Annotated in this window: 17 protein-coding genes and 1 rRNA gene; 3 read left to right on the top strand and 15 right to left on the bottom strand. The window is 41.4% G+C overall.

Features of this window, described 5'->3' with window-relative positions; translation table 11 throughout:
* Positions 1 to 236 precede the first annotated feature (236 nt).
* The 12 genes from Q4567_RS17080 to Q4567_RS17025 form a co-directional block, all read right to left on the bottom strand.
* Positions 237 to 1,475 (bottom strand): alginate export family protein, encoded by a 1,239-nt coding sequence (locus Q4567_RS17080; RefSeq protein WP_303501213.1) that lies wholly within the window; start codon positions 1,473 to 1,475, stop codon positions 237 to 239.
* Between the two features lie 86 nt (positions 1,476 to 1,561).
* Positions 1,562 to 2,428 carry an ABC transporter ATP-binding protein gene (locus Q4567_RS17075; RefSeq protein ID WP_216049682.1) on the bottom strand — a complete coding sequence of 289 codons (867 nt, stop codon included), beginning with the start codon at positions 2,426 to 2,428 and terminating at the stop codon, positions 1,562 to 1,564.
* A gap of 13 nt (positions 2,429 to 2,441) precedes the next feature.
* Positions 2,442 to 3,407, bottom strand: a complete 966-nt coding sequence (locus Q4567_RS17070) for an ABC transporter permease (protein WP_252729346.1) — start codon at positions 3,405 to 3,407, stop codon at positions 2,442 to 2,444.
* 57 nt (positions 3,408 to 3,464) lie between these two features.
* Positions 3,465 to 4,808, bottom strand: coding sequence for a CmpA/NrtA family ABC transporter substrate-binding protein (locus Q4567_RS17065; protein WP_216049743.1), 1,344 nt, complete (start codon positions 4,806 to 4,808; stop codon positions 3,465 to 3,467).
* 390 nt (positions 4,809 to 5,198) lie between these two features.
* The gene (locus tag Q4567_RS17060) at positions 5,199 to 6,287 is read right to left on the bottom strand and encodes a CmpA/NrtA family ABC transporter substrate-binding protein (RefSeq protein WP_216049680.1); all 1,089 of its coding nucleotides are present in this window, start codon (positions 6,285 to 6,287) and stop codon (positions 5,199 to 5,201) included.
* 8 nt (positions 6,288 to 6,295) lie between these two features.
* Complete coding sequence (locus Q4567_RS17055; protein ID WP_303501211.1) at positions 6,296 to 6,910, bottom strand: ANTAR domain-containing response regulator; 615 nt, start codon at positions 6,908 to 6,910, stop codon at positions 6,296 to 6,298.
* A 172-nt stretch (positions 6,911 to 7,082) separates the two neighbouring features.
* A complete protein-coding gene (locus tag Q4567_RS17050; protein WP_303501210.1) occupies positions 7,083 to 8,132 on the bottom strand; it encodes a glycosyl transferase family protein in 1,050 nt (349 codons plus the stop codon).
* Positions 8,133 to 8,212: 80 nt separating this feature from the next.
* On the bottom strand, positions 8,213 to 11,035 hold the full coding sequence (locus Q4567_RS17045; RefSeq protein ID WP_303501209.1) for a nitrate reductase: 2,823 nt from the start codon (positions 11,033 to 11,035) through the stop codon (positions 8,213 to 8,215).
* Complete coding sequence (gene nirD / locus Q4567_RS17040; RefSeq protein WP_216049676.1) at positions 11,036 to 11,383, bottom strand: nitrite reductase small subunit NirD; 348 nt, start codon at positions 11,381 to 11,383, stop codon at positions 11,036 to 11,038.
* A 6-nt stretch (positions 11,384 to 11,389) separates the two neighbouring features.
* Positions 11,390 to 13,990, bottom strand: coding sequence for a nitrite reductase large subunit NirB (gene nirB, locus Q4567_RS17035; protein ID WP_303501207.1), 2,601 nt, complete (start codon positions 13,988 to 13,990; stop codon positions 11,390 to 11,392).
* Between the two features lie 314 nt (positions 13,991 to 14,304).
* Entirely contained in the window at positions 14,305 to 16,032 is a 1,728-nt protein-coding gene (locus Q4567_RS17030) for a bifunctional protein-serine/threonine kinase/phosphatase (protein WP_303501206.1), read from the bottom strand.
* A gap of 34 nt (positions 16,033 to 16,066) precedes the next feature.
* Entirely contained in the window at positions 16,067 to 17,533 is a 1,467-nt protein-coding gene (locus Q4567_RS17025) for a NarK family nitrate/nitrite MFS transporter (RefSeq protein ID WP_303501204.1), read from the bottom strand.
* A 543-nt stretch (positions 17,534 to 18,076) separates the two neighbouring features.
* Between Q4567_RS17025 and typA the strand changes: the two genes are divergently transcribed.
* Both typA and Q4567_RS17015 read left to right on the top strand, forming a co-directional pair.
* A complete protein-coding gene (typA, locus tag Q4567_RS17020) occupies positions 18,077 to 19,903 on the top strand; it encodes a translational GTPase TypA (RefSeq protein WP_216049672.1) in 1,827 nt (608 codons plus the stop codon).
* A 142-nt stretch (positions 19,904 to 20,045) separates the two neighbouring features.
* Positions 20,046 to 20,609, top strand: coding sequence for a GNAT family N-acetyltransferase (locus Q4567_RS17015; protein WP_303501203.1), 564 nt, complete (start codon positions 20,046 to 20,048; stop codon positions 20,607 to 20,609).
* Positions 20,610 to 20,628: 19 nt separating this feature from the next.
* On the opposite strand, the gene Q4567_RS17010 is transcribed toward Q4567_RS17015, so the two are convergent.
* Positions 20,629 to 22,032, bottom strand: coding sequence for a GntP family permease (locus Q4567_RS17010; protein ID WP_303501202.1), 1,404 nt, complete (start codon positions 22,030 to 22,032; stop codon positions 20,629 to 20,631).
* A gap of 194 nt (positions 22,033 to 22,226) precedes the next feature.
* On the bottom strand, positions 22,227 to 24,047 hold the full coding sequence (locus tag Q4567_RS17005; RefSeq protein ID WP_303501201.1) for a DUF885 family protein: 1,821 nt from the start codon (positions 24,045 to 24,047) through the stop codon (positions 22,227 to 22,229).
* A 236-nt stretch (positions 24,048 to 24,283) separates the two neighbouring features.
* Between Q4567_RS17005 and Q4567_RS17000 the strand changes: the two genes are divergently transcribed.
* A complete protein-coding gene (locus Q4567_RS17000) occupies positions 24,284 to 24,430 on the top strand; it encodes a hypothetical protein (protein WP_216049669.1) in 147 nt (48 codons plus the stop codon).
* A 357-nt stretch (positions 24,431 to 24,787) separates the two neighbouring features.
* Here Q4567_RS17000 and rrf read toward each other — a convergent pair.
* A 5S ribosomal RNA gene (rrf, locus tag Q4567_RS16995) occupies positions 24,788 to 24,903 on the bottom strand.
* Positions 24,904 to 25,153: the final 250 nt, after the last annotated feature.

Raw genomic sequence — 25,153 nt, 5'->3', positions numbered from 1 at the left:
GATTTTCATGCCATATGCATGATGACCCTAAAATGCCTATTCTATCGTTGAAATGGTGAATTATAGACTCATAACCCACCACTTCCTGCACCACCATGAAGCATCTCCGTCCAATGTGGTGCATTAGTTATTACCTACAACAACTAGTATGCTCAGATTAACCTAATAACAATTAGATAGATGTATTATTTTGATATTTGCTATTACTAACTAATTATCAAAATTGTGCACCTTTATTAAAATTTCGCACCAAGCCACAGCCAAAGTTTATCGGTATCAACCCGGCCGCTCTCACCAGAGTAGGCTGCGTACTTAATTCCCATAGAATAGTTGGCTGATATTTTATAGGCATACTGTAGATCAATTTCACTTCCAAGGTCATCAACAGACTCACTAGCATCATCGGCCTCAAAGTCGTGATAAGTCGCGGTCAAGCTTCCACCAGCCACTTGACCAGATAAAGTCACGGATAAATCCACTAATCCCTCTGCTGGTGTGCCTAAAAAAACATCAGCCCAACCGTTAAACTTATGAAGGGTCGCAAGAGGTGTAGAAAATCCGTAATTGCCGTCATCAGAGCCTAACACTTCATAACCAACTTTTGCAGTCACTCCTGAAAATACACCACCGACTTCTAACATCAAATAATCTGCATCAAAACTAGTGGTGGCTGAATCACTGCTTTGTGTGGCGTATTCAGCTGTATAAATAATCTTGGTATCGGCAACTGAACTGTCGCCGGAAAAGCGAATACCAAAAGTATCTAGAGAATTTTCCACATTATTATCTATCTCTAATAAATATCCATAGGCCGTTATTTTCCCCAAAGAAGAATTATATGAGGCATTTAGTAGGTGATCTTTAGCATCAAAATCAGCCGCCTCAGCAAAAATTCTATTTCGCTGGGTTAGATAAGCATATTTTAAAGAGACCGCTTTTGCTGGGCAATAGTTCACGCTAATACCATCAAAGGTTTGGCGATCCTGACGCCAACCTACGTGTCCGATAAATCGGTGATTATCCATGGTAATAACTTGGCGACCGAGTTTGGCTGTGAAATTGTCTTTGGAGTACTGAATATATCCTTGATCCAATTCTGTGTGCTCAGGGTCTGCAATCACAGAATACATACCGGAGTTGTAACCTGTTGGTCCAACAGTATAGTCCCCTTGCCCCAACACAATGCGAGTATCTTCCACTTCAATCATTGCGGAAAAATTCTTATAGCTAGCCGATTTGTAGCTTAATAATGTGCGTAAGGTTAACGCACTTGCATCTTCAACTGCATTGTCTTGATCAACCGATTCATAACGCAGGTTAAAATTAACCCCAGCGGTGCCGCTTGTCATGGCTTTAGCGATAGATTCTTCAGCATTTACAGAAGCACTAGAAACGCTCAATAAAGCGACTGCTACAGCAACGTTAAGTGTTTTTTTAGTCATAGTTTTCATCATCTTCTCTCTTATTCCAGACATGACTTCGCCGAGACCTTCGACTCGCTATTAAATTTAATGGCTAAAATCGAGGTCTTGGTTTACATGGTATTTAAAGGTTAATGTGATTAAATTTTGTCAGAACCCGTTTTCAAATTTTCAGTGCGTTCACTGCTAACTTTGTTTTTTCGATGAGAGTCCACCGATTCCACTTTTCGCTGCTTTTCATACAAAAATTTGAGTACTTCATGTCGATAGTGGTTGTACTGAGGATTATCAGCCAACTCAATTCGATTTCGCGGTCGCTCTAATTCAACCTGCAAAATTTCACCAATAGTTGCAGCTGGACCATTAGTCATCATCACGATGCGATCGGAGAGTAAAACCGCTTCGTCCACATCATGAGTAATCATGATCACGGTATTTCCCAGTTTGTTGTGAATTTCCATCACTGAGTCTTGCAGGTGAGCACGGGTTAACGCATCGAGTGCTCCGAAAGGCTCATCCATTAACAATACTTTTGGTTGCATAGCCAAAGCTCGAGCAATCCCCACACGCTGTTTCATACCGCCAGATATCTCAGAAGGTAATTTGTCAACGGCGTGACTCATGTGAACTAATTCAAGATTGTGCTCTACCCATTCCTTAATCTCTTTTTTAGAGCGCCCAGAACGCGTTTGTTTAACCGCTAACTCAACATTTTTATAAGCAGACAACCAAGGTAGAAGAGAATGATTTTGAAATACAACGGCCCGTTCAGGACCAGGTTCATTCACTTCCTGACCTTCAAGTATCACTCCACCAGTTGTGGCTTGATACAGTCCGGCAATGAGGTTCAGTACTGTCGATTTGCCGCATCCCGAATGACCAATCAAGGATATAAACTCACCTTTCTGAATTTTAAGATTGACATCTTGCAAAGCAGTAAAAGGCCCTTTGGGAGTAGGAAAATCTATAGCTACTTGCGTTAATTCAAGTTGATGTTTAAACGTCATGTTAATTTCCTCTTTAGCGTAAGGTCGCTGACTTGTCCCAACTTACCCATTTCTGAAGCTGCAACATTAATCGATCGAGTATGAAACCTATGATTCCAATAGTGAGTACCGCAACCATAATACGAGCCAAAGATTCAGAACTACCATTTTGAAATTCATCCCAAACAAACTTTCCAAGTCCCGGATTTTGCGCCAACATCTCTGCGGCAATCAAAACCATCCAGCCAATTCCCAGAGAAAGACGCAAGCCAGTAAAAATAGCAGGGATAGAGGAAGGCATAACAATTTTCAAGACATGCTGTATGGGATTTAATCTCAGTACTTTACTTACATTGATTAAGTCCTTATCAATACTCGACACGCCTACTGCAGTATTAATCAAGGTCGGCCATAAACAACACAGCGCCACTGTTGCAGCAGAGGTAATAAAAGACTTTGAGAACATAGGGTCATCCGACACATATGCGGCACTTACCACCATAGTAACTAGCGGCAGCCACGCAAGGGGGGAAATCGGCTTGAATAGCTGTATTAAAGGGTTTATTGCCGCATAAGAAGATTTGCTTAAACCGCACAGTATGCCTAATGGAACCGCAATTAACGACGCCATAATAAAGCCAACCATGACCGTATAAAGGCTAGTCCAAATTTGTTGAAAGAACGTTGGAGCGCCAGTAAAAGCACGGATTTTTGGTTGATAGGTGGGATCCTTCGCTACCCGTTCAGCATTGCGCTTTTGTTGTCGTTCATAAAATTCAGTGGCTTTATTTTTCTGCGCATAATGCTCATCGACTAACACAGTAGCTTGCTCCCAAACAGCTGCGGTGCCAGGAAACTGCCCCAGTGAGGTATCAATATTTTTCGCCATAGCGTTCCATAAGCCAATAAACAACACCAATCCGATTAATGGCAACATAATCGTTTTTAATAACCCTGTTAGCTTTGCTAAATCAACGCTAGTTTGCTTCTCAGTTAGCATAGGAATAGCTGCTTGTTTCGACATTTTCTTTCTCCGTCAGGTCAAATCACTTAAGCCCTAGAGCTTAGTGCTGCCTTTTAATCCAATGTTGAATTTATCCAAATAAGCATTTGGCTGAGTTCCGTCATACACAATATTGTCGATAAAGTGTTTCTGAGCCGGTTTGTAGCCTGTTTCAGTGGCAAACTCAGGGAAGTCTTTCGCTGATGCTTTGCCTTCAGCGATTAGGGCTTTTGCAGCTTGCGCGTAAATGTCTGGGCGATACACTTGCTTAGCAATATCTTTGTACCAAGAGTCAGGTTTTTGCTCGCTAATTTGGCCCCAACGACGCATTTGAGTTAAGTACCATATGGCATCACTGTAGAATGGATAAGTCGCGTTGTAACGGAAGAAAACATTGAAATCAGGCACCTCTCGCTTGTCGCCTTTTTCATATTCAAAAGTACCTACCATACTGTTTGCAATTACTTCAGCGTCGGCACCAACATAAGCACTCTTGGCTAGAATTTTGACAGCTTCAGGGCGGTTCGCATTATTGTTTTCATCTAACCATATGGCTGCGCGAATCATCGCTTTAACCACGCGGATATGAGTATTCGGATTTTCCTCAGCCCATTTTTTACTTACACCAAAGACTTTCTCAGGATTGTTTTTCCAAATCTCATAATCAGTTACTACCGGAACACCAATACCTTTAAAAACAGCCTGTTGATTCCAAGGTTCGCCAACGCAATATCCTTCAATTGTTCCAGCTTCCATTGTGGCAGGCATTTGTGGTGGAGGCGTTACCGAAAGTAAAGCGTCTGCGTTAATCTGCCCACTGGTGTCGCCTTTATGGGGCGCATAATAACCAGGGTGAATATTACCGGCAGCTAACCAATAACGAAGCTCATAGTTGTGCGTGGATACGGGGAATACCATCCCCATGTTGAAAGGTTTACCGGCATTTTTAAAACCATCAATTACCGGCTTCAAAGCATCGGCTTTAATCGGATGCACAGGTTTACCATTTTCATGGGGAATATGGGGTTTCATTTGTTTCCAAATGTCATTGGAAACAGTAATGGCGTTGCCATTTAAATCCATACTGAAAGCAGTAATAATATCGGCTTGAGTACCAAAGCCGATAGTCGCCCCTAATGGCTGACCCGCTAACATATGCGCGCCGTCCAATTGTCCATCAATGACTCTGTCGAGCAAAACTTTCCAATTTGCTTGCGCTTCTAAAGTGACATATAACCCTTCATCCTCGAAAAATCGCTTTTCGTAGGCTATGGCGAGCGGCGCCATATCAGTTAACTTAATGAATCCAAATTTCAGTTCTTCTTTTTCTGGGTAACCCACTTCCTGAGCATGCAAACTTGTGCTGCCAATCACCACGGCGATAGGGGCCAAAATCATGGTTTTTCGAATCGATGATACCAACTTGATAACTGCACCCGACCATTTTGTTAAAGACATAATCTACTCCGAATTTTTTCCAAAAAAAAACCCACGTCAACTCCAAAAACTTGAAGTTCACGTGGGCTACTTTGCCGTATCAAATAACTGCAACTCTGCAGTCAGGTGACATTATGTTAGATGGACAACGCTTAGGTTATTATTATTGCTTTAAGCTATTGTCACGAGCGTTACTAAGCATTACTGATGCCAACTTTAATTTTTTATATTTATCAATAACTTATGAAATACTATGGTTTGTGTATCACTGCTCAAAAGCCATAGTAGTGCAAATTGCACTATGAAATTGCCTCATAAAAGTGCTTTCCTCGCACTTTTTTAGTATTGGCACTAACCAAGAGCATTTAAAAGAGGCGCGATTTGGCGATAAATATCACTACGATAAATACCTTCAATACACCCTTTAGTGTTTATATTGTCAGCAATTTGACCGCTACTTTTCATTTTCTGCAATAACCATTGTCCATACTCAACATCAGGGTTGTTCACATCATTCCCATCGACTGTAGTTGAAAATTGATTATAAGAAGGCACTGAGCGTGGAGAAAGCTTAGCTTGGGTTAAACAACTGCCTAAAAGAGATGGGGTAATTATCTCCAAAGGTTCCCCTAAGAATCCTTCTTGACTCATCATCACTGCGGTTTCAAAACGATTAGGTACAGAGTCTAACCAATTGCAGGCTTGTTTTAGGGCTGCACAAATTGCAAGAACAGTATTCGGTTTGCTTTCGACAAAAGAAGACAGAAATCCGAGGACTTTTTCTGGAGAGTCTTGCCATATATCGGATGAAGTAACTACTGTCACCCCGCAATTACCACGCACAGCTTTTGCGTTCCATGGGCCGCCAACACAAAAACCATCGATGTCGCCATTTAACATGGAATCGACCATATTAATTGGTGGGACCACGCTGATGTTCACATCGTCAAAGCTGATCCCGCCACTGAGCAACCAGTCTTTAAGTTGATAATGATGACAGCTATACGGAAACACAGTCGCAAAAGACAGTTTGTCTTTGTTTTCTTGAACGCGATAATCAATCACGTTTTTTAGTAATTTAGCGTCTAGGGGAAATGCCAATTGAAAGATTTTGTTAACCGCCAATACTTCTTCAATCAAGGCTTCAGACAATGTAATGCCATTCCCATTTTGACTTAACACCATGGGTGTCACCACATGAATGGGTGAGACTCCCAAACCTAAAGTGCTGGCAATGGGCATTGGGGCGAGCATTTGTGCCGCATCCAAGATCCCTGCATGTAATTTATCCCGTAACGTCGCCCAAGAATTTTGTTTTTGCAGAGTAACGTCTAATCCCCAATTTTCGAAGTAACCGAGATTTTTTGCCACTACAAAAGGAGCGCAATCGGTAAGGGGGCTAAATCCGAGGGTTAATTTTGTTTTTTCAGGTTTAATCATGATTTGCTTTACAACGAGTTAAACATCGAAATGATGGTCTTGGCCACATCATCTAGCTTTTGACCGGTATCCATAGCCGTTTTTCGCATGGTATGGAACGCTTGATCTTCACTGATATTTTTATTTTTCATTAGTATACGTTTAGCCTGGTCAATATTCTTTCGAGAGGTAAGTTGCTGTTTGGTGTCGATTAATTCGGTTTTTAATTTTTGGAATTCTCGAAATCTAGCCACAGCGGCATCTAAGATAGGTTTCACTCGATGGGGTTCGAGATCCCCCACCACATATGCACTAACACCAGATTCAATGCTCTGGTTGATGGTGTCTGTGTCTTCTTCACTAGAAAACATCACAACAGGTTTGGGATCAATATTTTTAATAGTGTGCAGGCTTTCCAGAATATCACGACTAGGTGACTCAATATCAATAACGATAATATCCGGCTGCAACTGGTCTACTTGCTTTAATAAAGTGCCGGATGGACTAGCTAAATGACTAATTTCATAGCGAGAATTTCCCAGCGCTGCGGTTACCAAGTCTGCTCGATGTGTATTTTCGTCGATTAGCAGAATCCGTAAGTTCTTCGCGCTGTGAGCTACATTTTTTTTGTCTTTATTACTCACCAAAACTCATTTCCAGCTCTGAATTGAAGAGGTTACTATCGGTAAGCGAAGGAAGAGCAATCTCCACACCATAAATATATAACCAAGATATTCAATTACTTACAATTATTCATCTAATCAAATCACATAAACTTATGTAATAACCGTGCAACCGCACCAACTGAGTGCAAAACTAATGAGCGTAGTGTTTACCGGTTGTATCAAATAACGGATTTTCAACTGTTTTTTGCAGGCTCGTTGCTGACCATACTTTATTGCGCATTGACCACAAAGCTTTCGCTTGATTGAAGGCCTCTGACCAATCAAGGTCTTCCATAAGCACCAGCATAATACTGAGCGTTCCAATCACTGCATCATGGGCATAAGTATTTTCTTTACCTTCCCAGAACTGAATTAATTCACTAGCAATGAGTTGTCGTGGTTTCGTCATTCTGCTTTCGTTAAATGCCTCAACGTTAATCACTTTATGTTCGGTATTTCGGCAAATATGTAAGGCAACGTCGCGCTCGGGATTAAATTCAATTTCGCCTCCTTCGCCTCTAAAACACAACATATTTGGATCTTCTAATAACGCCGCGGTTAGACGATGTTTTTCATCTACTTGACGATGAAACACCCCTTGTAAACTAAAGTTAGCTTTCGACGGATTAAGAATTCTCGCTAAGGTGTTAGCGCAGGAACGAAGTCCAAATTGAGCCCGTAACTGAATTATTTTATCCAACTGCGGATTCACTTGTTCCAATTCCATATAACTAAATCCAAGGGTGGCAAGTTGTTCGGCAACCATTTGAGTTGAAGTTGCGACACTGAAACCTAAATGTGGCATCACTTCATTCAAATATAATCGTTTAGAGTCCGGCTCATTAGTGCCGTGTAGAAAAATTCGTTTCCCTTGTTGAGCCAATACTAAAACCGCCAATAAAAACCAAGGTAACTGTCGTCTTTTCCCAGCGTAACAACCCATGTCTAAATCTACATGTAGTGAATCTAAGCCAGCAATAGTATGTTGTCGAAATGCTTGGGTAAAACCAGCTAACTCCTCTGGCGTCTCCTCTCTCACTCGCAGCAACATAAGAAAAGCCCCTTTTTGCTCAGGCGTCACACGTTCTTCGATTACCATCGTCATAGCATCAAATGCTTCTTGTTGAGTTAAGGTACGCCCTGCTCTCTGGCCTCTGCCAATGATCCGGATAAAATGTTTAAATTCCTGATTTTCGTTCATTCGAGTAATGTACCTTAGTCGACTATTGCGTTGCGAGCTGGGATAGCAAGGAGCTAAAATTTAGATGCATAAAATACATTTTATGTTCCGGTTTGCAAAGGTTTAAGTTCAGCATCGAGAATAGTTATATTTCCCTCATAAGTATGGCTTTTAACTAATTGCTTAAGCTCTGTTTTACAGGAACCACAGTTAGTACCACATTTTAGTTCATCACCTAATTTATCTACCGAATTACAGCCCTGCTTTATTGCCTCTACAATGGTGTTTTCTCCGACTTTGAAGCAGCTACATATCAATCGACCTTGAGCGAACGCTGGATCCGGTGTAGCCCTCAATAACGCCGATTTCTGTTCATCTAGTAACGCCGTTTGCTGCAACAAACTATTTATCCAATTAACATCCATTTGCGGGGCATTGGAGTCCCAAAATAGAGCTAAATCTAAACCACCATCGCGGAGTGCGAAAATATTTCTTTTGTCGCCCAGCTCCGTTTTTTGCCGGGAAGAAAACCACTCTGTGCATAATGGTAAGTTAACCTGCAATTCAGAGACCATTTCAGCATTATCTGAAGCAAAATAAACTAAATACCCCTGATCGATAGCAATTTCGCTCCAATATTCGGCGACTTGATTCAACAACCTATGGTCTAGCTTTTTTCGAGTAAATAGTTGACCATGCAGTGGATAGTTACACAACTTCACATTCACCGCAGAATGTTTTAATTCGGGCTGGCCAGAAACCGCATCTGAAGCATCAGAGTAGAGAGCTGCGATAGCGGAAGAGGATGAATTAGTGCCACTCCAATGAATAGGCGCAAACAACTCCCCTGTTCGTTGTTGTGGCTGCAGTTTAACCGGCATTATGACTTTTTTATGTTGCTCAGTTTGTGCGTGCTTTTGCGAAATGGCAGAGGTTATTTCTAGGAAATCTCCATCACATATTCCATTTTGTTTGGCATCAAGGGGGTGCATATGCACAAAAGCGCGGTCAATGTGACCAGTCAATTCGGCTGTTTTTCCAGTACGAGTCATGGTATGCCATTGATCTCTAATACGACCACTATTTAAAACAAATGGAAAGTCCGCACTGGTAGCTACTTCGGGGGCTTTAGGTTGCAGTGCAATAAATTGTGCCTTTTTAGACGCAGTATAGAACTGCCCATCGGTAAATAGTCGTTGAGTGCCAGAGCGATTGTTTGCATTAATCGGCCATTGAACCGGCTTTAATCTGTCATATTCTTTTTCACTTATGTGCTGCAAAGCCGACAAGTCGAGGGCCCTGAGTCCATGATTTTTATAAGCGGTTAAACCTGCGTGTTCACGAAATATTTCGGATGGGTTGAGATAGTTAAAACCTTGTTCGAATCCCATAGCTTTAGCAACGTCACAAATAATCTGCCAATCATGCTTGGCAAGTCCTGGCGCAGATAAAATGCCCCGCTGTCGAGAAATACGTCGCTCTGAATTGGTGACTGTGCCATTTTTTTCTGACCAACCTGTAGCAGGTAGCACGACATCGGCCATCGCTAGTGTGTCATTTTTTGCCACACAATCAGACACCACTACAAACTCACATTTTTGCAAAGCGCTAGCTATTTTTCCTCGATTTGGCATGCTCACCATGGGATTTGTTGCCATGATCCAAATCGCCTTAATATTGCCTTTATGCACCTCGTCGAACATATCTACAGCTTTCAAGCCAATAGTTTTTGGAATAGCTGGCGATTGCCAATAAGATTGTACGATTTGTTGATGCTGCGGATTATCGATGTCCATATGCGCGGCGAGCATATTGGCCAAGCCGCCCACTTCCCTGCCGCCCATTGCGTTTGGCTGTCCTGTGAGGGAAAACGGACCACAACCTTCTCGTCCCAACTTGCCACTGGCTAGATGACAATTAATGATGCTGTTAGCTTTATCGGTGCCAGAGCTGGACTGATTTACTCCCATAGTATAGGCCGATACAGCTTTATCTGAATCTGCGAATAAAGTATAAAACTTGGCAACGTCGATTAAAGGGATATCACAAACTTGCGCGACCTTTTCTAATGTCCATTGTTTTGCACAGTCTAAAGCTGCATCAAAACCTTCTGTATTAGCATCGATATAATTTTGATCTAGCTTGTTATGCTGCTTTAAGTAATGTAATAAACCATTAAATAACGCGGTGTCTGTACCTGATTTTATTGCCAAGTGGAGATCAGCAATCTCGCCAGTGCCAGTTTGGCGAGGATCAATAGTGACAATCTTCATTGCTGGATTTAGCTTTTTGGCACGTTCTATTCGTTGAAATAGAACGGGGTGCGTCCAAGCAGCATTAGAGCCAATAAAAACAATAAGATCAGCAAGCTCTAAATCTTCATAATTGCACGGTACTGCATCTGCGCCAAACGCACGCTTATATGCAGATACGGCTGATGACATGCACAAACGTGAATTGGTATCGATATTTGCGGTACCAATGTAGCCTTTCATTAATTTGTTGGCGACATAGTAATCTTCTGTCAATAATTGACCTGAGACGTAGAAGGCAACAGCACCGGGTCCGTGCTCAGCAATAATTTGCCTAAATTTGTTAGCGACATGCTGTGTAGCTTGTTGCCAATCGACATCTTGACCTTGGATTTTAGGACTCAATAAACGTCCTTCAAGGCCATTAGTTTCTAGAAGTTTACTGCCTTTAACACATAACCGTCCAAAATTAGCCGGATGATCAGAGGAGCCATTCACTTGGTTTAATCGATACTCCCCGCCGTCGGCAGGTTTCTCGACCTGAACGTCGACACCACAACCGACACCACAATAAGGACATGTGGTTTTTGCCAGTGTTGGCGATGGTTGACAATCAAAAGCTCGATCGTTTTCGGTCGCAACTATTGAACTACGCGGAATATGAGCACTCATTTAATTCACTAATTGAAGCTGGACTTGTTGATCAACAATACGTGCTGGATAAACCGCAATTTTTACGCTTTCGTCATCTATACACTCTCCAGAGATAAGTTTAAAACGCTGCTTATACAATGGTGACGCGACAAAAGGTTCATTGGATACAGAGCCCACTAAACCTCGGTACATGACATTAGCTTTACCGATAGGATCCCAATTACTCACGGCATAAAGACTTAGTTTATCGCCCTGACAAATTTTGAATATTGCCACTTGTACGTCGTTGACTAGGGCACATACACCGGAATTATCAACCAAGTCGTTAGGTTCACACACGTTAATCCAATTATCACTCATGCTCATAATTCCTTACTCCACTTCTACGATATTGATAGATGAAGCAGTTTCAACAACCGGCTTCACTGTGCCTAAAATTTTATCAACTTCAGTTTCTGTTGCTGGACGAATCTGCTCACGCTCTTCCACAAAGATAATGTTGCTATCAGTTTTTTCGCTATTCACAAATTGACGGAAGCGTTTGCGAGAGTTTTCTGCTGTTATGGCCGTCTTCCATTCACATTGATAACTATCGACGACGTGTTGCATTTGCTGTTCGAGTTCAGCACCGAGTCCCAGTGAGTCGTTAATCACTACCTCTTTAAGATAATCAAGCCCACCTTCCATATTTTCCATCCATACAGAGGTTCGCTGCAATCTGTCTGCAGTGCGCACATAAAACATCAAGACCCTGTCGATGTATTTAATTAACGTTTCGGTATCCAAATCAGTAGCGAATAGGTCGGCGTGTCGTGGTTTCATTCCACCATTACCGCAAACATATAGATTCCAACCGTTTTCTGTGGCGATAATACCGATATCTTTACTTTGCGCTTCGGCACATTCGCGGGTACAGCCAGATACGCCGATTTTCAATTTATGGGGTGAGCGTAGGCCTTTGTAGCGGTTTTCGATATCAATAGCCTGACCAACTGAATCTTGTACTCCGTAGCGACACCAAGTGCTGCCAACACATGACTTAACGGTTCGAAGAGATTTGGCGTAAGCGTGACCGGTTTCAAAACCTGCATCAATTAGTTCTTCCCAAATAAGAGGAAGTTGTTCAACTCTGGCACCGAATAAGTCAATTCGTTGTCCGCCGGTCACCTTAGTGTACAAATTATATTTTTTCGCTACTTGGCCAAGCACAATGAGTTTATCAGGGGTTATTTCTCCACCAGCGATACGCGGAACCACCGAATAAGTGCCGTTCTTTTGCATGTTGGCCAAATAAGTGTCGTTGGTATCTTGCAAAGTGACATGGGGAGTTTCCAGAATAAAGTCATTCCAGATAGACGCCAAAATAGAAGCTGCTGCTGGTTTACAAATTTCACAACCTAAGCCGGTACCGTGTTTTTCCAATAATTCATCGAAGGTTTTGATTTGGCCCACTTGAACCATATGGAACAACTCTTGACGTGAATAAGCAAAATGCTCACAAATATCCTTCTTAACTTCCACGCCTCGTTTTTCAAGGTCATTGTCTGTAACCGACTTAAGCAATGCTGCACAACCTCCGCATCCGGTACTGGCTTTAGTGCAGCTTTTAACAGCGGCTAAATCGCAAGCCCCAGCATCAAGGCTGGCGACAATGTCACCTTTAGTAACGTTGTGACATGAACAAATTGTTGCCGTATCAGGAAGCGCATCAGCTCCTAAAGTGGGAGCGCCTTCACCGAATGAGGGTAAAATTAAGCTTTCTGGGAATTCAGGTAAATCAATTTCATTTAACGCATATTGCAATAAAGTATCGTAATCACTGGTATCACCTACTAATACAGAACCAGTTAACTTGTTGGTGTCAGCATTGACAACGATTTTTTTGTAAACGCCTGTAACTTGATCTTCATAAGTGTAGGTTAATGCGCCATGCTCTCTGGCGTGAGCATCACCGATAGAGCCAACTTCGACCCCCATCAGTTTTAATTTAGTGCTCATGTCAGCACCTTCAAATAACACATCCCCACCAACAATATTACTGGCTGCGGCTCTGGCCATGGTGTAACCGGGTGCGACTAAACCAAAAATAAAATTGTTCCAAAGGGCACATTCGCCAATGGCATAAATATCCGGGTCGCTGGTCAAACAGTGATCGTTAACTACAATTCCGCCGCGCTCACCGATCTCGATGCCAAATTCTCGAGCTAACTTGTCTTGGGGACGAATTCCGGCAGAGAATAGGATCATATCGGTTTCGAGGATTTCACCGTCTGCGAATACCATTTTGTAGCGACAGCTATCGCCAGCTTCAATACTTTGCGTAGCTTTTTGAGTATGTACTTCAACCCCTAGATCTTCAATTTTGTCCTTCAGTACACGGCCACCGCCAGTGTCTACTTGGACAGCCATTAATTGTGGGGCAAACTCCACAACATGGGTTTTCAATCCAGCTTGTTTAAGGGCATTAGCCGCTTCTAACCCCAACAAACCGCCACCAACAACTACACCAACTTTGCTTACTTGAGCAGAAGCACTAATGGCTTCCAAGTCTTCAATGGTTCTGTAAACAAGGCAATGAGGTTGATCATTGCCAGGAATTGGCGGCACAAATGGAAAAGAGCCAGTGGCTAAAATCAACTTGTCATAAGTTAAGACTTCAGCGTTTTCAGTAGTCACTTTTTTGGCTTGTTTGTCGATGTTATTAACTCGTGCGTTAACCTGAAAATTAACCCCAAGTTGCTGATAATGTTCTGCACTCGTTAAAGAGAGTTCATCCGCTGTTTTGCCAGAAAAATACTCTGATAAATGAACACGGTCGTATGCCAATCGAGGTTCAGCAGATAACACCGTAATATGAAAACGATTTTTGCCGTATACCTCTTCACTTTGTTGAATAAGCTGCTCAACAAAATGGTGTCCTACCATTCCGTTTCCGACTACGACAATGCGAGTTAAATGTTCATTTGTGGTCATAATATGCCTCTAATTTATTAACCCCAGAAACGAAAAAAGCCCGCAGTATCTGCTAAACAGATACTGCGGGCTTCGTTGCCGGGTATAACTAACCGCCATGGCTAGCTATTGAATTTTGTGTAATAGATTGAGCGAATCAAAATGCAGCAATCTACCTCTGAACATAGATAAGCATTTATTAGGCCAAAAAATTAATTCTATAATTATCAATAATATAGTTTATTTAAAGCCCAGATTAATGTCAGCTAGTGCCGTTTCTTGGTGCAACTTTTAACTAAAATAGGGCATAACCATCAAAGGAATTTATATTATTTTTAGGTAAAATAACTTAGTAAGAGCAGAATGATAATGAACTCAACCAAGGCAATAAATTTAAATAAACGCAGTGGGTTTCGTTGAATTAGCGGCTGATGCTGAATTTGACTCAGCATAGTGGTATTTGGTTTGGACAAATCCGTAAAAAATTCCGAAAACGCCTGATAACGCTGCTCTGGATTAATTGCCAAACCTTTTGCCAATGCGATATCTAACCATTGTGGCAAGTCAGGTCTAAAATTCCTTAATGAAATATACTGCCAATTATCAACACTTAACTTTGTTGTTGATTGAGGGGTAAATGCTTTAAAGGGCAAATGTCCGGTCAACATTTCGAAACACACGACAGCCACAGAAAATAAGTCAGAGCGAAAATCGAATTGATTATTGAGTAGATATTCTGGAGCGATATAGTTCACCGACCCCACAGGTACACTCTCTTCTTGCAAAGCTTGAGTTTCCGCCATTGCACCAACATAAACCGTACCGAAATCGATTAACTTAACCTCGCCCGTTTTGGTAATCATCACATTTTCCGGTTTAATATCACGATGAACCATATCTTGTCGTTGAAAAATGCGAAGTGCTGCTATTAGCTGCTTCATTATACTTCTGACTTCAACAATGGATGCAGACGGATTATCTAGCAGCCATTGGCGCAAAGTTTGCCCTTCAATAAACTCACAAATGTGATACATAAATTTAGCGTTATCTGGACGCGGGTTTATGCGCATAATATTTACGTGTTGGAGTTTTTGACCTATCCACTCTTCTCGTAAAAAACCGCTTAAATAGTTGGGATCATCAACAAAATATTGAGAAGGGGTTTTTAAACAAAACAGTTCTTGCGTGTCTTCCTTAATAACTTTATACAAGCTACTTCGTGTGCCATTGAAAACCTGTTCCAGTACCCGATATCCCTCAAGCTTCATCCCCTCTTTTAGCGCAGGCGGCATCGCTAATCGAGTAAGTTGACGATGATATTCGTTGATGTCGGCATGAGGCAGTTCAGCAACTTTAACCAACAAACAACTTAGATTGTCGTCACTACCGGCTTCAATCGCTAATTCAACGATGCTTCTGGCGAGGTTTTCTAAATCAATTTTTGGTTCTGCCAACCATTGATTGAGTAGCAGCTGTATTTGTTTTGAACTAATAAACTCATGCACACCGTCGGTTGACAAGATAAAAAGGTCATCTTTGTTGAGCTCAAAAGTACAAAAATCCACATCGAGATTAGCTTCAATACCAATGGCACGACTTAATACTTTTTTGTTGCCAAACCGAGCATGATGATCGGTAGAAAGTTGCTCAAAATCCCCCTGCTGCAGTCGACAAATTCGACTATCGCCAGCATGAAATAGGAAACCAGTGGTAGACTTGAAGATTAATGCGCTAAAAGTAGTGACCATTTGACTATGGTCACCTAAAGCATACTCATGTTGGCCTGCGCACCAACGATTCAAACCTTGTAAAACTTGCGTAGCGGCCCTTTTTACCGTCCACGTTTCTGGGGTTTGACGGTAATCCTGTATGAAATTAGTAGCGCAGGTTATAGCGGCTTCTTTTGCCCTGCTGCACGAGCTAACACCGTCAGCGATGGTTGCGACAGCTCCTTTACTCGTTAATTCAGCACCCACTGGCAACCAGGCTGCAAACGCATCCTGGTTTTCCGTTTTCACACCAGCCGTTGAATAACCACCAAATTCAAGGTGAAGTTTTTCCAAGCTAAAATACCTGAATTAAATAGAACGATTCATATTATGTGACGTTTATCAGTTCGACACTACCATCTTCTCTGACTTCAGTAATTGTACCGCTAGGCTCTTTCATAAACAGTAATGCTACGAAGCCCAACACAGCCGTAGAAGCAATCACAATGAAGAAGGTTGACGTGTCGACAAGAGAGTAAACCGTTAAATATACAACGGCACCAACGTTACCATAGGCCCCTGTCATACCCGCAATTTGTCCAGTTAGGCGACGTTTAATCAGAGGAACCACAGCAAAAACCGCGCCTTCACCAGATTGCACAAAGAAGGAACATGCCATGACGACCACAACAGCTAACCAGATTGGCCACGTAGCATCAATAAAACTCATTGCAAAATATCCCAGAGCTAAGCCTGCGGTAAGAATCAACAATGTTGGTTTACGACCAAATTTGTCAGAAATTAACCCACCACCAGGCCGAGACATTAAATTCATAAATGCATACATACCTGCTAATAGTCCGGCAGTCGCCATATTTAATGTGAATGTATCGGCAAAAAATGCCGGTAACATCGAAACCACAGCTAATTCAGAACCAAATGTGGCAAAGTACAATATATTCAGCACCGCAACTTGTTTAAATTCATACTTGTGAATATCAGGTACAGGAGTAACAAAAATATCTTTATTTACTTGATAGGTTTTATATACGTCAAATATATAGAGTGCGACAAGACTCAAATACAACAGGGTTACCACGTCGTGGCTTAATAAAGAAACGCCACTTGGTGAAAGCTTCCAGTTAAGTAAAGCTAAGGCCAAATACATTGGCGTTTTCATAACTAATAAAAAATAGAAATCTTTGACACTAGTGACTTCTAATCCGCCAAGGTTTTTGGGACGAAAATAAGTTGAACCTTTGGGTGTGTCTGTGGTGTTTTTGTAATAAATAACACTAAAAATCAAACTCAAAACACCGGTAATACCAATGGCATAACGCCATCCATCCTCGCCTCCGAACAGCAATGCAATGGTGGGTAATGAAAAAGCCGCTGCGGCTGAACCGAAGTTCCCCCAACCACCATATACGCCTTCTGCGGTACCCAACTCTTTCGGAGGAAACCACTCACTTACCATGCGAATACCAACAACGAAACCAGCACCAATACATCCCATGGCAAACCGGGCAATTAACAATTGTTCGAAGCTATTGGCTAGGGCAAACGCAAAACAGGGGATAGCACAAATAGCCAGCAATGCAGAATACACCAGCCTTGGGCCAAACTTGTCGGTTAATGAACCAATTAACACTCTAGCAGGTATGGTTAAGGCAACGTTGATGATTAACAGTGTTTTCCATTCACTTAATGTTAATCCTACGCCGTCGACGATAGCTTCTTTGAGTGGCGCCATGTTAAACCAAACTACAAAGGTGATAAAAAAAGCCATCCAAGATAGATGCAAGGTTTTCATTTTGCCGGTAAAAGACACTAGATTAAATTTTTCCGCATTCATTTTTATTTCGCCTAACAGGTTTAACCTTTCATTGAACAAAAAAAAACCCACTCAACTTTCCAATTATCGGAAAATTGTGCGGGCTTCATTGCCTAACGTTCATCAGACAACTTTGTAGATGACGTTAATTTGTTGGTTTCGCAATAGATCTGTATTTTTGCGTTTTAGTTAACCAAGCAATAATCAATCCAACGATGAAAAACAAATTTAATTTCATAAATTCAAATACTTAATTGTAAAACAAGTAATATCAAAAGAGAGCTTACTATTCGTTTTGGTGCAACAGCGCACGGTTTAGGTGATTTTAAATGCTTGTATCGACAGGTGGATTTCTAAGATTAAGCCACAGCGAATTTACAAATACCTAAGATAAGTAGGGAGAAGGGGCAGTTACTTGCTCAATATCACAAATAAATAGGGCGCTGCTCATTATTTACCTGTATAATCCGCGCCCAAACGTAACCCTCGGCAATCCCAGTGAATAGAATTGGGTATTAATGGCAATCCGAGAGCATATTTAAAAGTACAGGCTTACCGAACAAAATGAAAGATATTAGTAAATTAAGAAACATTGCAATTATTGCACACGTTGACCACGGAAAAACAACCTTGGTTGACAAGTTGTTGCAACAGTCAGGCACCTTGGAAAGCCGAGGCGAAGCTGAAGAGCGCGTTATGGATTCTAACGATATTGAAAAAGAACGTGGAATTACCATACTTGCAAAAAACACAGCAATTAACTGGAATGATTACCGTATTAATATCGTTGACACTCCTGGACACGCCGACTTCGGTGGTGAAGTAGAGCGTGTTATGTCGATGGCTGATTCTGTACTTCTATTAGTAGATGCCCAAGAAGGTCCAATGCCGCAAACTCGTTTTGTGACACAAAAAGCTTTCGCTCAAGGTTTGAAGCCAATCGTAGTAATCAATAAAATTGACAAACCAGGTGCTCGTCCTGATTGGGTAATGGATCAAGTATTTGACTTGTTCGATAACCTTGGCGCAACTGATGATCAGTTAGACTTCCAAGTAGTTTATGCATCAGCACTTAATGGTTGGGCAACAAGAGAAGCAGACAAGCAAGCTGAAGACATGACGGATTTGTTCCAAACAATCGTTGATGTAGTAGAAGCGCCTGATGCAGATCCTGAAGGCCCGTTCCAAATGCAGATTTCTCAACTTGATTACAACTCATATGTAGGTGTTATCGGGGTTGGTCGCGTAACTCGCGGTGCAGTTAAACCAAATCAGCAAGTCACTATTGTTATGGCTGATGGCACTAAGCGCAACGGTAAAGTAGGTCAGGTACAAGGTTACCTTGGTTTACAAAGACATGAAGTTGATTCAGCACAAGCTGGTGACATCATTGCAATTACCGGTTTAGGCGAGTTAAAAATCTCTGACACCATTTGTGATCCAAATGCTGTAGAAGCTTTACCGCAGTTATCTGTAGATGAACCTACAGTAACCATGACTTTCCAAGTTAATACTTCTCCATTTGCGGGTAAAGAAGGTAAGTACGTTACTTCTCGTAATATTCTTGAGCGTTTACAAAATGAATTAATTCATAACGTAGCGTTAAAAGTAGAAGAAACTGAAGATCCGGATAAATTCCGTGTTTCAGGACGTGGTGAACTACATTTGGGTATATTGATTGAAAATATGCGTCGTGAAGGTTACGAATTAGCGGTTTCTCGCCCTGAAGTAATTTTGAGAGAAATTGATGGCGAAATTCACGAACCATTTGAAACATTAACTATTGATGCTGAAGAAGAGCATCAAGGTTCAGTGATGGAACAAATTGGACTTCGTAAAGGTGAACTTACTAATATGTCTCCTGATGGAAAAGGACGTATTCGTATGGACTTTATGATCCCTAGCCGCGGATTAATTGGATTCCAAACTGACTTTATGACGATGACTTCAGGCTCAGGTTTGATTTATCACACATTCGATCATTACGGACCGCATAAAGGTGGCTCAATTGGTCAACGTAAGAATGGCGTATTGATTGCCAATGCAACAGGTAAAGCATTAACCAATGCTTTATTTAACCTTCAAGAACGTGGTCGTTTATTTATCGGTCACGGTGTAGAAGTTTATGAAGGTATGGTTATCGGTATTCACAGTCGTGATAACGACCTGACGGTAAACGCACTTAAAGGTAAGCAATTAACTAACGTTCGTGCATCTGGTACTGATGAAGCACAAACACTAGTTCCGCCAATTAAAATGTCTCTAGAGCAAGCTCTTGAGTTTATCGATAACGATGAATTGGTAGAAGTGACTCCTGTTAGCATCCGTATCCGTAAAAAATTACTAACTGAAAATGAAAGAAAACGCGCTGGTCGCAGTAAAGAATCATAGTAGTTAGTTAATACTTAAAAAAGCCGGCTGATTATGTCGGCTTTTTTGTATCATCGTTTTAAGTACAAGGCCGACTACGTTGCATATTCCTGTATATAGTTAATAATAACTACCAGATTTTCTAACCACTTAGACATAATGAATGCAAAATAGAACATTCCCAGTATTTGAAACACAACGACTTAGATTAGATCAATTAACTAAATTGGACAGACAATCTATTTTTGAGGTCTTCTCAGACCCAAAAGTTGTGGAACATTATGACGTTGAATTGTTTAAAAACATTCACGAAGCCGATAGGTTAGTAGAGTATTTTGATTCTAGATTTACTAGTGATAATGGCATTCGCTGGGCTATTCGCGACAAGCAAACGGGTAGCTACATAGGTTCATGCGGTTTTACCCATTGGAATAAGTATGACCATAGTGCCGTTATCGGATACGAAATTAGTCAGAGAAATTGGGGAAAAGGGTTTGCTAGTGAAGCCGTAAAACGAGTTGTTGACTTTGTATTTTCCCCTGATTTCCATTTCTACGTGCATCGAATTGAAGCTTTGGCTTTGCCTTCAAACATTCCTTCAGGCTCATTGCTAACCAAACTAGGGTTTAAATTAGAGGGTACATTGCGCGGAAAATGTTATTGGAACGACGATTTCCACGATATGAATATGTACGGTCTATTACGTGAAGATCGCCCTGATAATTAAAGCCATGATAATTCTTGGGCTAAAAAATCAAACTCAATATCCAAGCGAAAAGAAATGCGATAGTCCCTAGCAGCGTTTCCATCACGGTCCAGGTTTTAAGTGTTGTTTTCACATCCATGTTTAAAAGACGACTCACTAGCCAAAAACCTGAGTCATTAAAATGCGAAAGCACTGTTGAACCACCGGCGATTGAAATAACAATAAAGCATAAATCTAAGGAGCTTAAATCAGGGGCTACAGTGACAATAGGCGCAACTAATGCAGCGGTGGTAGTTAGGGCGACAGTTGCCGATCCTTGGGCCACTCTCAAACTGGCTGCAATTAAAAAAGCAGCGACTATTAATGGCATACCCGTATCAGCTAATATGGAGGCGAGTGAATCTCCAATCCCACTGGCTCTTAGCACACCACCAAACATTCCTCCTGCACCTGTTACTAAGATTATTGCGCATATAGGTGCTAATGACTCTGCGCATAATTGCTCTAATTTTTCTGCACCGTACTGCTTTGAAAATATAATTAAGCAACTAAGCAGGGTGATAAGTAAAGCAATAGGTGTCTGCCCTATAATGATAAACACATGAGAAAGTTGGTGCTCACTATTTATTAAGCCTGCGATTATTAAAGTACTTAAAACGGTATTAAACGAAATTAAAACAACCGGCAACAATAATATGAACAGTACTGTGCTAAATCTAGGGTATGAACTATTGTCTGCTGGCGTGTTTTGTCCAAATAAGTCGTTATCAATAGGAATATGAAACTTTTTTCCACAATACAAAGCAAACAGATATGCGCCTAAATACCAGGTTGGTATCGCAATTGCTAAACCTACAATGAGAAGAAGCCCAATATCAGCTCCTAAAAATCCGGATGCAGCTACAGGTCCTGGATGAGGCGGTACAAAAGCATGCATTACTGCAAATGCGCCAGCGCAGGGCAGCGCGTAGACTAATAGAGATCCAGAGAAACGTTTTGCCACACTAAAGATAATCGGCATTAACACTATTAGACCGGCATCAAAAAAGATCGGAAAACCAAACAAAAGAGATGCAATACCTAAAGCTAAAGGCGCTCTTTTCTCGCCGAACCGAGTTATTAATGTGTCCGCCAAAATCGTTGCACCACCACTATGCTCAAGGATTTTCCCAATCATGGCCCCCAAACCAACCAATAACGCGATAGACGCTAATGTCCCACCAAAACCTTGGGTTAGTGTTGAAAGTAGTTTTTCAGATGGTATACCGGCGGCGATTGCTGTAACTATGCTTACTAGAATCAACGCTATGAAAGCGTGAATTCGAAATTTAACAATGAGAATTAATAGCGTTAGAACTGAAAGGACTGCGACTGTTAGCAAATAAACTGAGGATTGAGCGGGCGCTAATATATCCATATACCAAAAAACCAACCATTGTGTCATGCGCTACCTTGTCACAATAAACAGGTTTATTTCAAGTTTCGCTTTCGATTTTCAATTTATTAGACTGCAAAAAGATCTCAGAATAATAAAAATCTTAAGTCCGACACTGACTTTGAATTAGAAAACACTTTGTTTAGGAGCTGCTTTACTTCTTCACAAAGTATTTTCTATCTAGCTATGTAGTTCGATGTAAATTAGTTCGCTTTACTTTGGATATAGTCGTTAACTAGACGTTCTAATATATCCAATGGAACTGCGCCATTTTTAAGTACGACGTCATGATAATCCGCTAACTTAAACTTATCACCTAACTCCAATTTAGCCTTTTCTCGTAACTCTAGGATTTTCATCATGCCCACTTTATAAGAGGTTGCCTGACCTGGCATGACTATATATCTTTCTATTTCTGAGACAACATCACTTTGTGCGATCCCAGTATTGTTCGCCATATACTCTATCGCTTCTTCTCGCGTCCATCTTTTAGCATGAATTCCGGTATCTACCACTAAACGAACAGCTCTAAATAACTCAGCTTGTAAACGACCAATATTATCGTACGGGTCATCTTCAAATCCTAATTCCCAAGCTAGACGCTCGGCATATAATGCCCAACCTTCAGCATAAGCGGTAAATGGCGATAAGGTTCTGAAAATAGGTAACCCCTCTAGCTCCATAGAAATACTTACCTGAAAGTGATGGCCTGGAATACCTTCATGATAAGCTAAAGTGCGCATACCGTATTTAGGCGTAGCTTTAATATCATACAAATTAGCGTAGAAGACGCCCGGTCTAGACCCATCCATAGATGGCCGTTGGTAATATGCACCTGGTGCTGTTTTTTCTTTAAATTCTGGTATGCGCTTAACTTCCATGCCAGCTTTAGGCAGAACATTGAATACTTCTCCCATTGACTGGTTAATTTCATCAAGGATAGTCTGGTAGTCGGCTAGTATCTGAGCACGACCTTCATCAGTATCAGGATAGTAGAAACGTTCATCATTTTTTAATGATTCAATTGCAGTAGTGAAACCATCGGTAACGTCAAACCCTTCTGATCCTAAGATCGTTAGTATTTGTTGCTGAATGCGTTCCACCTCAGACAAGCCGGTCTCATGTATGTAGTCAGCACTATAGTTAGTAGTGGTAAAAAACTCTAAAGCTTGTTTGTATGCAATATCACCGCCTTCTAAACGCCATAAACCATCGTCTGTACCAGCTTTGTTTTGTAGCTTTTCAAAATAATCAATATATGATTGATAGGCGGGATAGACATGTTGGTTAATAGCTTCTGCCGCATCTTTTAGTACTTGTGATTTATCTGCATCGGAAAAATTTGCAGCTTTATCAATTTTGCCCTGTAAGGAAGTATATAATATGTTTTCTTCAGCGGGTGAATCCACAAAAGCTTGCATTTCAGAGAGCACTCGGTCGATCACAAAACTAGGCGGTATAATATTATTTTGCTCTCGAACAATTAAACCCTCCATATTTTGCGCAAATTTAACGTCTGCCTTTTTTAGTCTAGATATATAATTTTGAGCATCTTCAAGCTCGTTTACTTGATGTGTTGAATCCATGAAGCTTGGAAACTGACTTTGTAGCCCAAACAATTGGTTTACAGGATAATTGTGAAAACGATATGGTTCAGACTCTATCTGCCCATCTATCAGGTAAAGAGCAATTTCTTTTGATAATCGTTGTGATTCATCCAAAGAATTATCTGAATAAGCTAACAAACCTTCACGTACCTCTTTCATAAGTACGAACATTTCATCAGCCTTTTCCAAGCTGTCATCATTTAATTCAGCATTGTGACCTTTAAAGCCCATACCATCTAGAACACCAATACTGGTTAATATTTCTGGGTTATCTAAGGCAAACTTAATTAAAGTACGATCTAAAAAAGCGCGAAAGAACAAAGGCTTTTTCGCATACCACTCATGGGCTCCTAACGCCCCTCCAAACAAAGTAACAGTCAGAAGCAGCAGACCAGTCCATTTAAAAAACTTTTTCATTATTTTTCCATTTGTTATTTTTTATTTCCCACTCCAACTATGACAAAGTAATTATTTTTATGGAAACAAAATTTCACTTCAGGTGACAAATGCCCCCATGAAAAGTGTAACAACCATTGTCATAAGTTTTGAGCAAGATAGAGGCAGTTATTTGGGTTTAAAAGAACCCAGATTTCATATCAAGATGCCACGGGCTGAAGCCCGTGCTACAGAGTTAAGCATCTTTTGGCTCTCACATGGGGGTGGAGTCGGTTGTTTTTAGCTTCGCAGAAGCGTTAAGCGACGGAACGGGCAGCATGGATGCTGCACTGGAGATAGCCACAGGGGTAAGGCTGGTATCTTTAGGAACGCAGTTCCGCCCAGCCGCACGACAGCCTCTTTAACGTGGACAGACATGGCTTATTCCACGGGCTAAAGCCCGTGCTACGGGATTGTACATGCATTTTCTCTCACATGGGGGTGAAGGAGGCTGTTCTTAGTTGCGCAGCAACGTTAGCCGACTGAACGACTCGCATGGATGCGAGGCTGGACGAAGCACCAGGGACGGTTAACACCTAGCGTTTTATTACATCGTCAGGTATTGCATAACACTTGATGGGTATGGTTTCTCTTGGGGTGTTGTTGCGCGGCAGCGCATAGAAGGAATGCTACCTATCTCGATGCTCATAAAGGCGCTTCGTTAGGTAAATCGCAGGCATAAAAAAAGGCTACCTAAATAGGTAGCCTTTCTTCTAATGGGAGTCTGGCGATGTGCTACTCTCACATGGGGAAACCCCACACTACCATCGCCGCTAACACGTTTCACTTCTGAGTTCGAGATGGGATCAGGTGGTACCGTGTCGCTAAGGTCGCCAGACATAAATCGTGCAAACTCATCTTTTCAAGATGACATTTGCGCAAGGTGACTATCATTACCTACATTCGTTTAGGTATGTCCTCACCTTGTTAATAAACATGTCGTTTTTAACAAACTTGGAAGCTGTGTAATCAAAGAGTATGCGTACTCTGTGCTCTATCGAGCTAATTTTGTGTTGTCTTGTCACTCTTACAACACCATGCTTCTTACGAAGACATTTGGGCGTTGTATGGTTAAGCCTCACGGGCAA

It is taken from the genome of Aliiglaciecola sp. 2_MG-2023 (assembly GCF_030548145.1).
GTDB lineage: Bacteria > Pseudomonadota > Gammaproteobacteria > Enterobacterales > Alteromonadaceae > Aliiglaciecola > Aliiglaciecola lipolytica_A.
The sequence above is the reverse complement of the archived record's forward strand: the minus strand, read 5'-3'. Positions and strand labels throughout refer to the sequence as shown.

Coding starts and splice junctions, on each gene's coding strand:
- Q4567_RS17080 (WP_303501213.1), bottom strand. CDS start 1,475: ATGTCTGGAATAAGAGAGAAGATGATGAAAACTATGACTAAAAAAACA.
- Q4567_RS17005 (WP_303501201.1), bottom strand. CDS start 24,047: ATGAAAAAGTTTTTTAAATGGACTGGTCTGCTGCTTCTGACTGTTACT.
- Q4567_RS17070 (WP_252729346.1), bottom strand. CDS start 3,407: ATGCTAACTGAGAAGCAAACTAGCGTTGATTTAGCAAAGCTAACAGGG.
- Q4567_RS17025 (WP_303501204.1), bottom strand. CDS start 17,533: ATGAATGCGGAAAAATTTAATCTAGTGTCTTTTACCGGCAAAATGAAA.
- Q4567_RS17060 (WP_216049680.1), bottom strand. CDS start 6,287: ATGATTAAACCTGAAAAAACAAAATTAACCCTCGGATTTAGCCCCCTT.
- Q4567_RS17050 (WP_303501210.1), bottom strand. CDS start 8,132: ATGAACGAAAATCAGGAATTTAAACATTTTATCCGGATCATTGGCAGA.
- Q4567_RS17015 (WP_303501203.1), top strand. CDS start 20,046: ATGCAAAATAGAACATTCCCAGTATTTGAAACACAACGACTTAGATTA.
- Q4567_RS17065 (WP_216049743.1), bottom strand. CDS start 4,808: ATGATTTTGGCCCCTATCGCCGTGGTGATTGGCAGCACAAGTTTGCAT.
- Q4567_RS17075 (WP_216049682.1), bottom strand. CDS start 2,428: ATGACGTTTAAACATCAACTTGAATTAACGCAAGTAGCTATAGATTTT.
- nirD (WP_216049676.1), bottom strand. CDS start 11,383: ATGAGCATGAGTGATAATTGGATTAACGTGTGTGAACCTAACGACTTG.
- Q4567_RS17000 (WP_216049669.1), top strand. CDS start 24,284: ATGGGGGTGGAGTCGGTTGTTTTTAGCTTCGCAGAAGCGTTAAGCGAC.
- Q4567_RS17045 (WP_303501209.1), bottom strand. CDS start 11,035: ATGAGTGCTCATATTCCGCGTAGTTCAATAGTTGCGACCGAAAACGAT.
- Q4567_RS17010 (WP_303501202.1), bottom strand. CDS start 22,032: ATGACACAATGGTTGGTTTTTTGGTATATGGATATATTAGCGCCCGCT.
- nirB (WP_303501207.1), bottom strand. CDS start 13,990: ATGACCACAAATGAACATTTAACTCGCATTGTCGTAGTCGGAAACGGA.
- typA (WP_216049672.1), top strand. CDS start 18,077: ATGAAAGATATTAGTAAATTAAGAAACATTGCAATTATTGCACACGTT.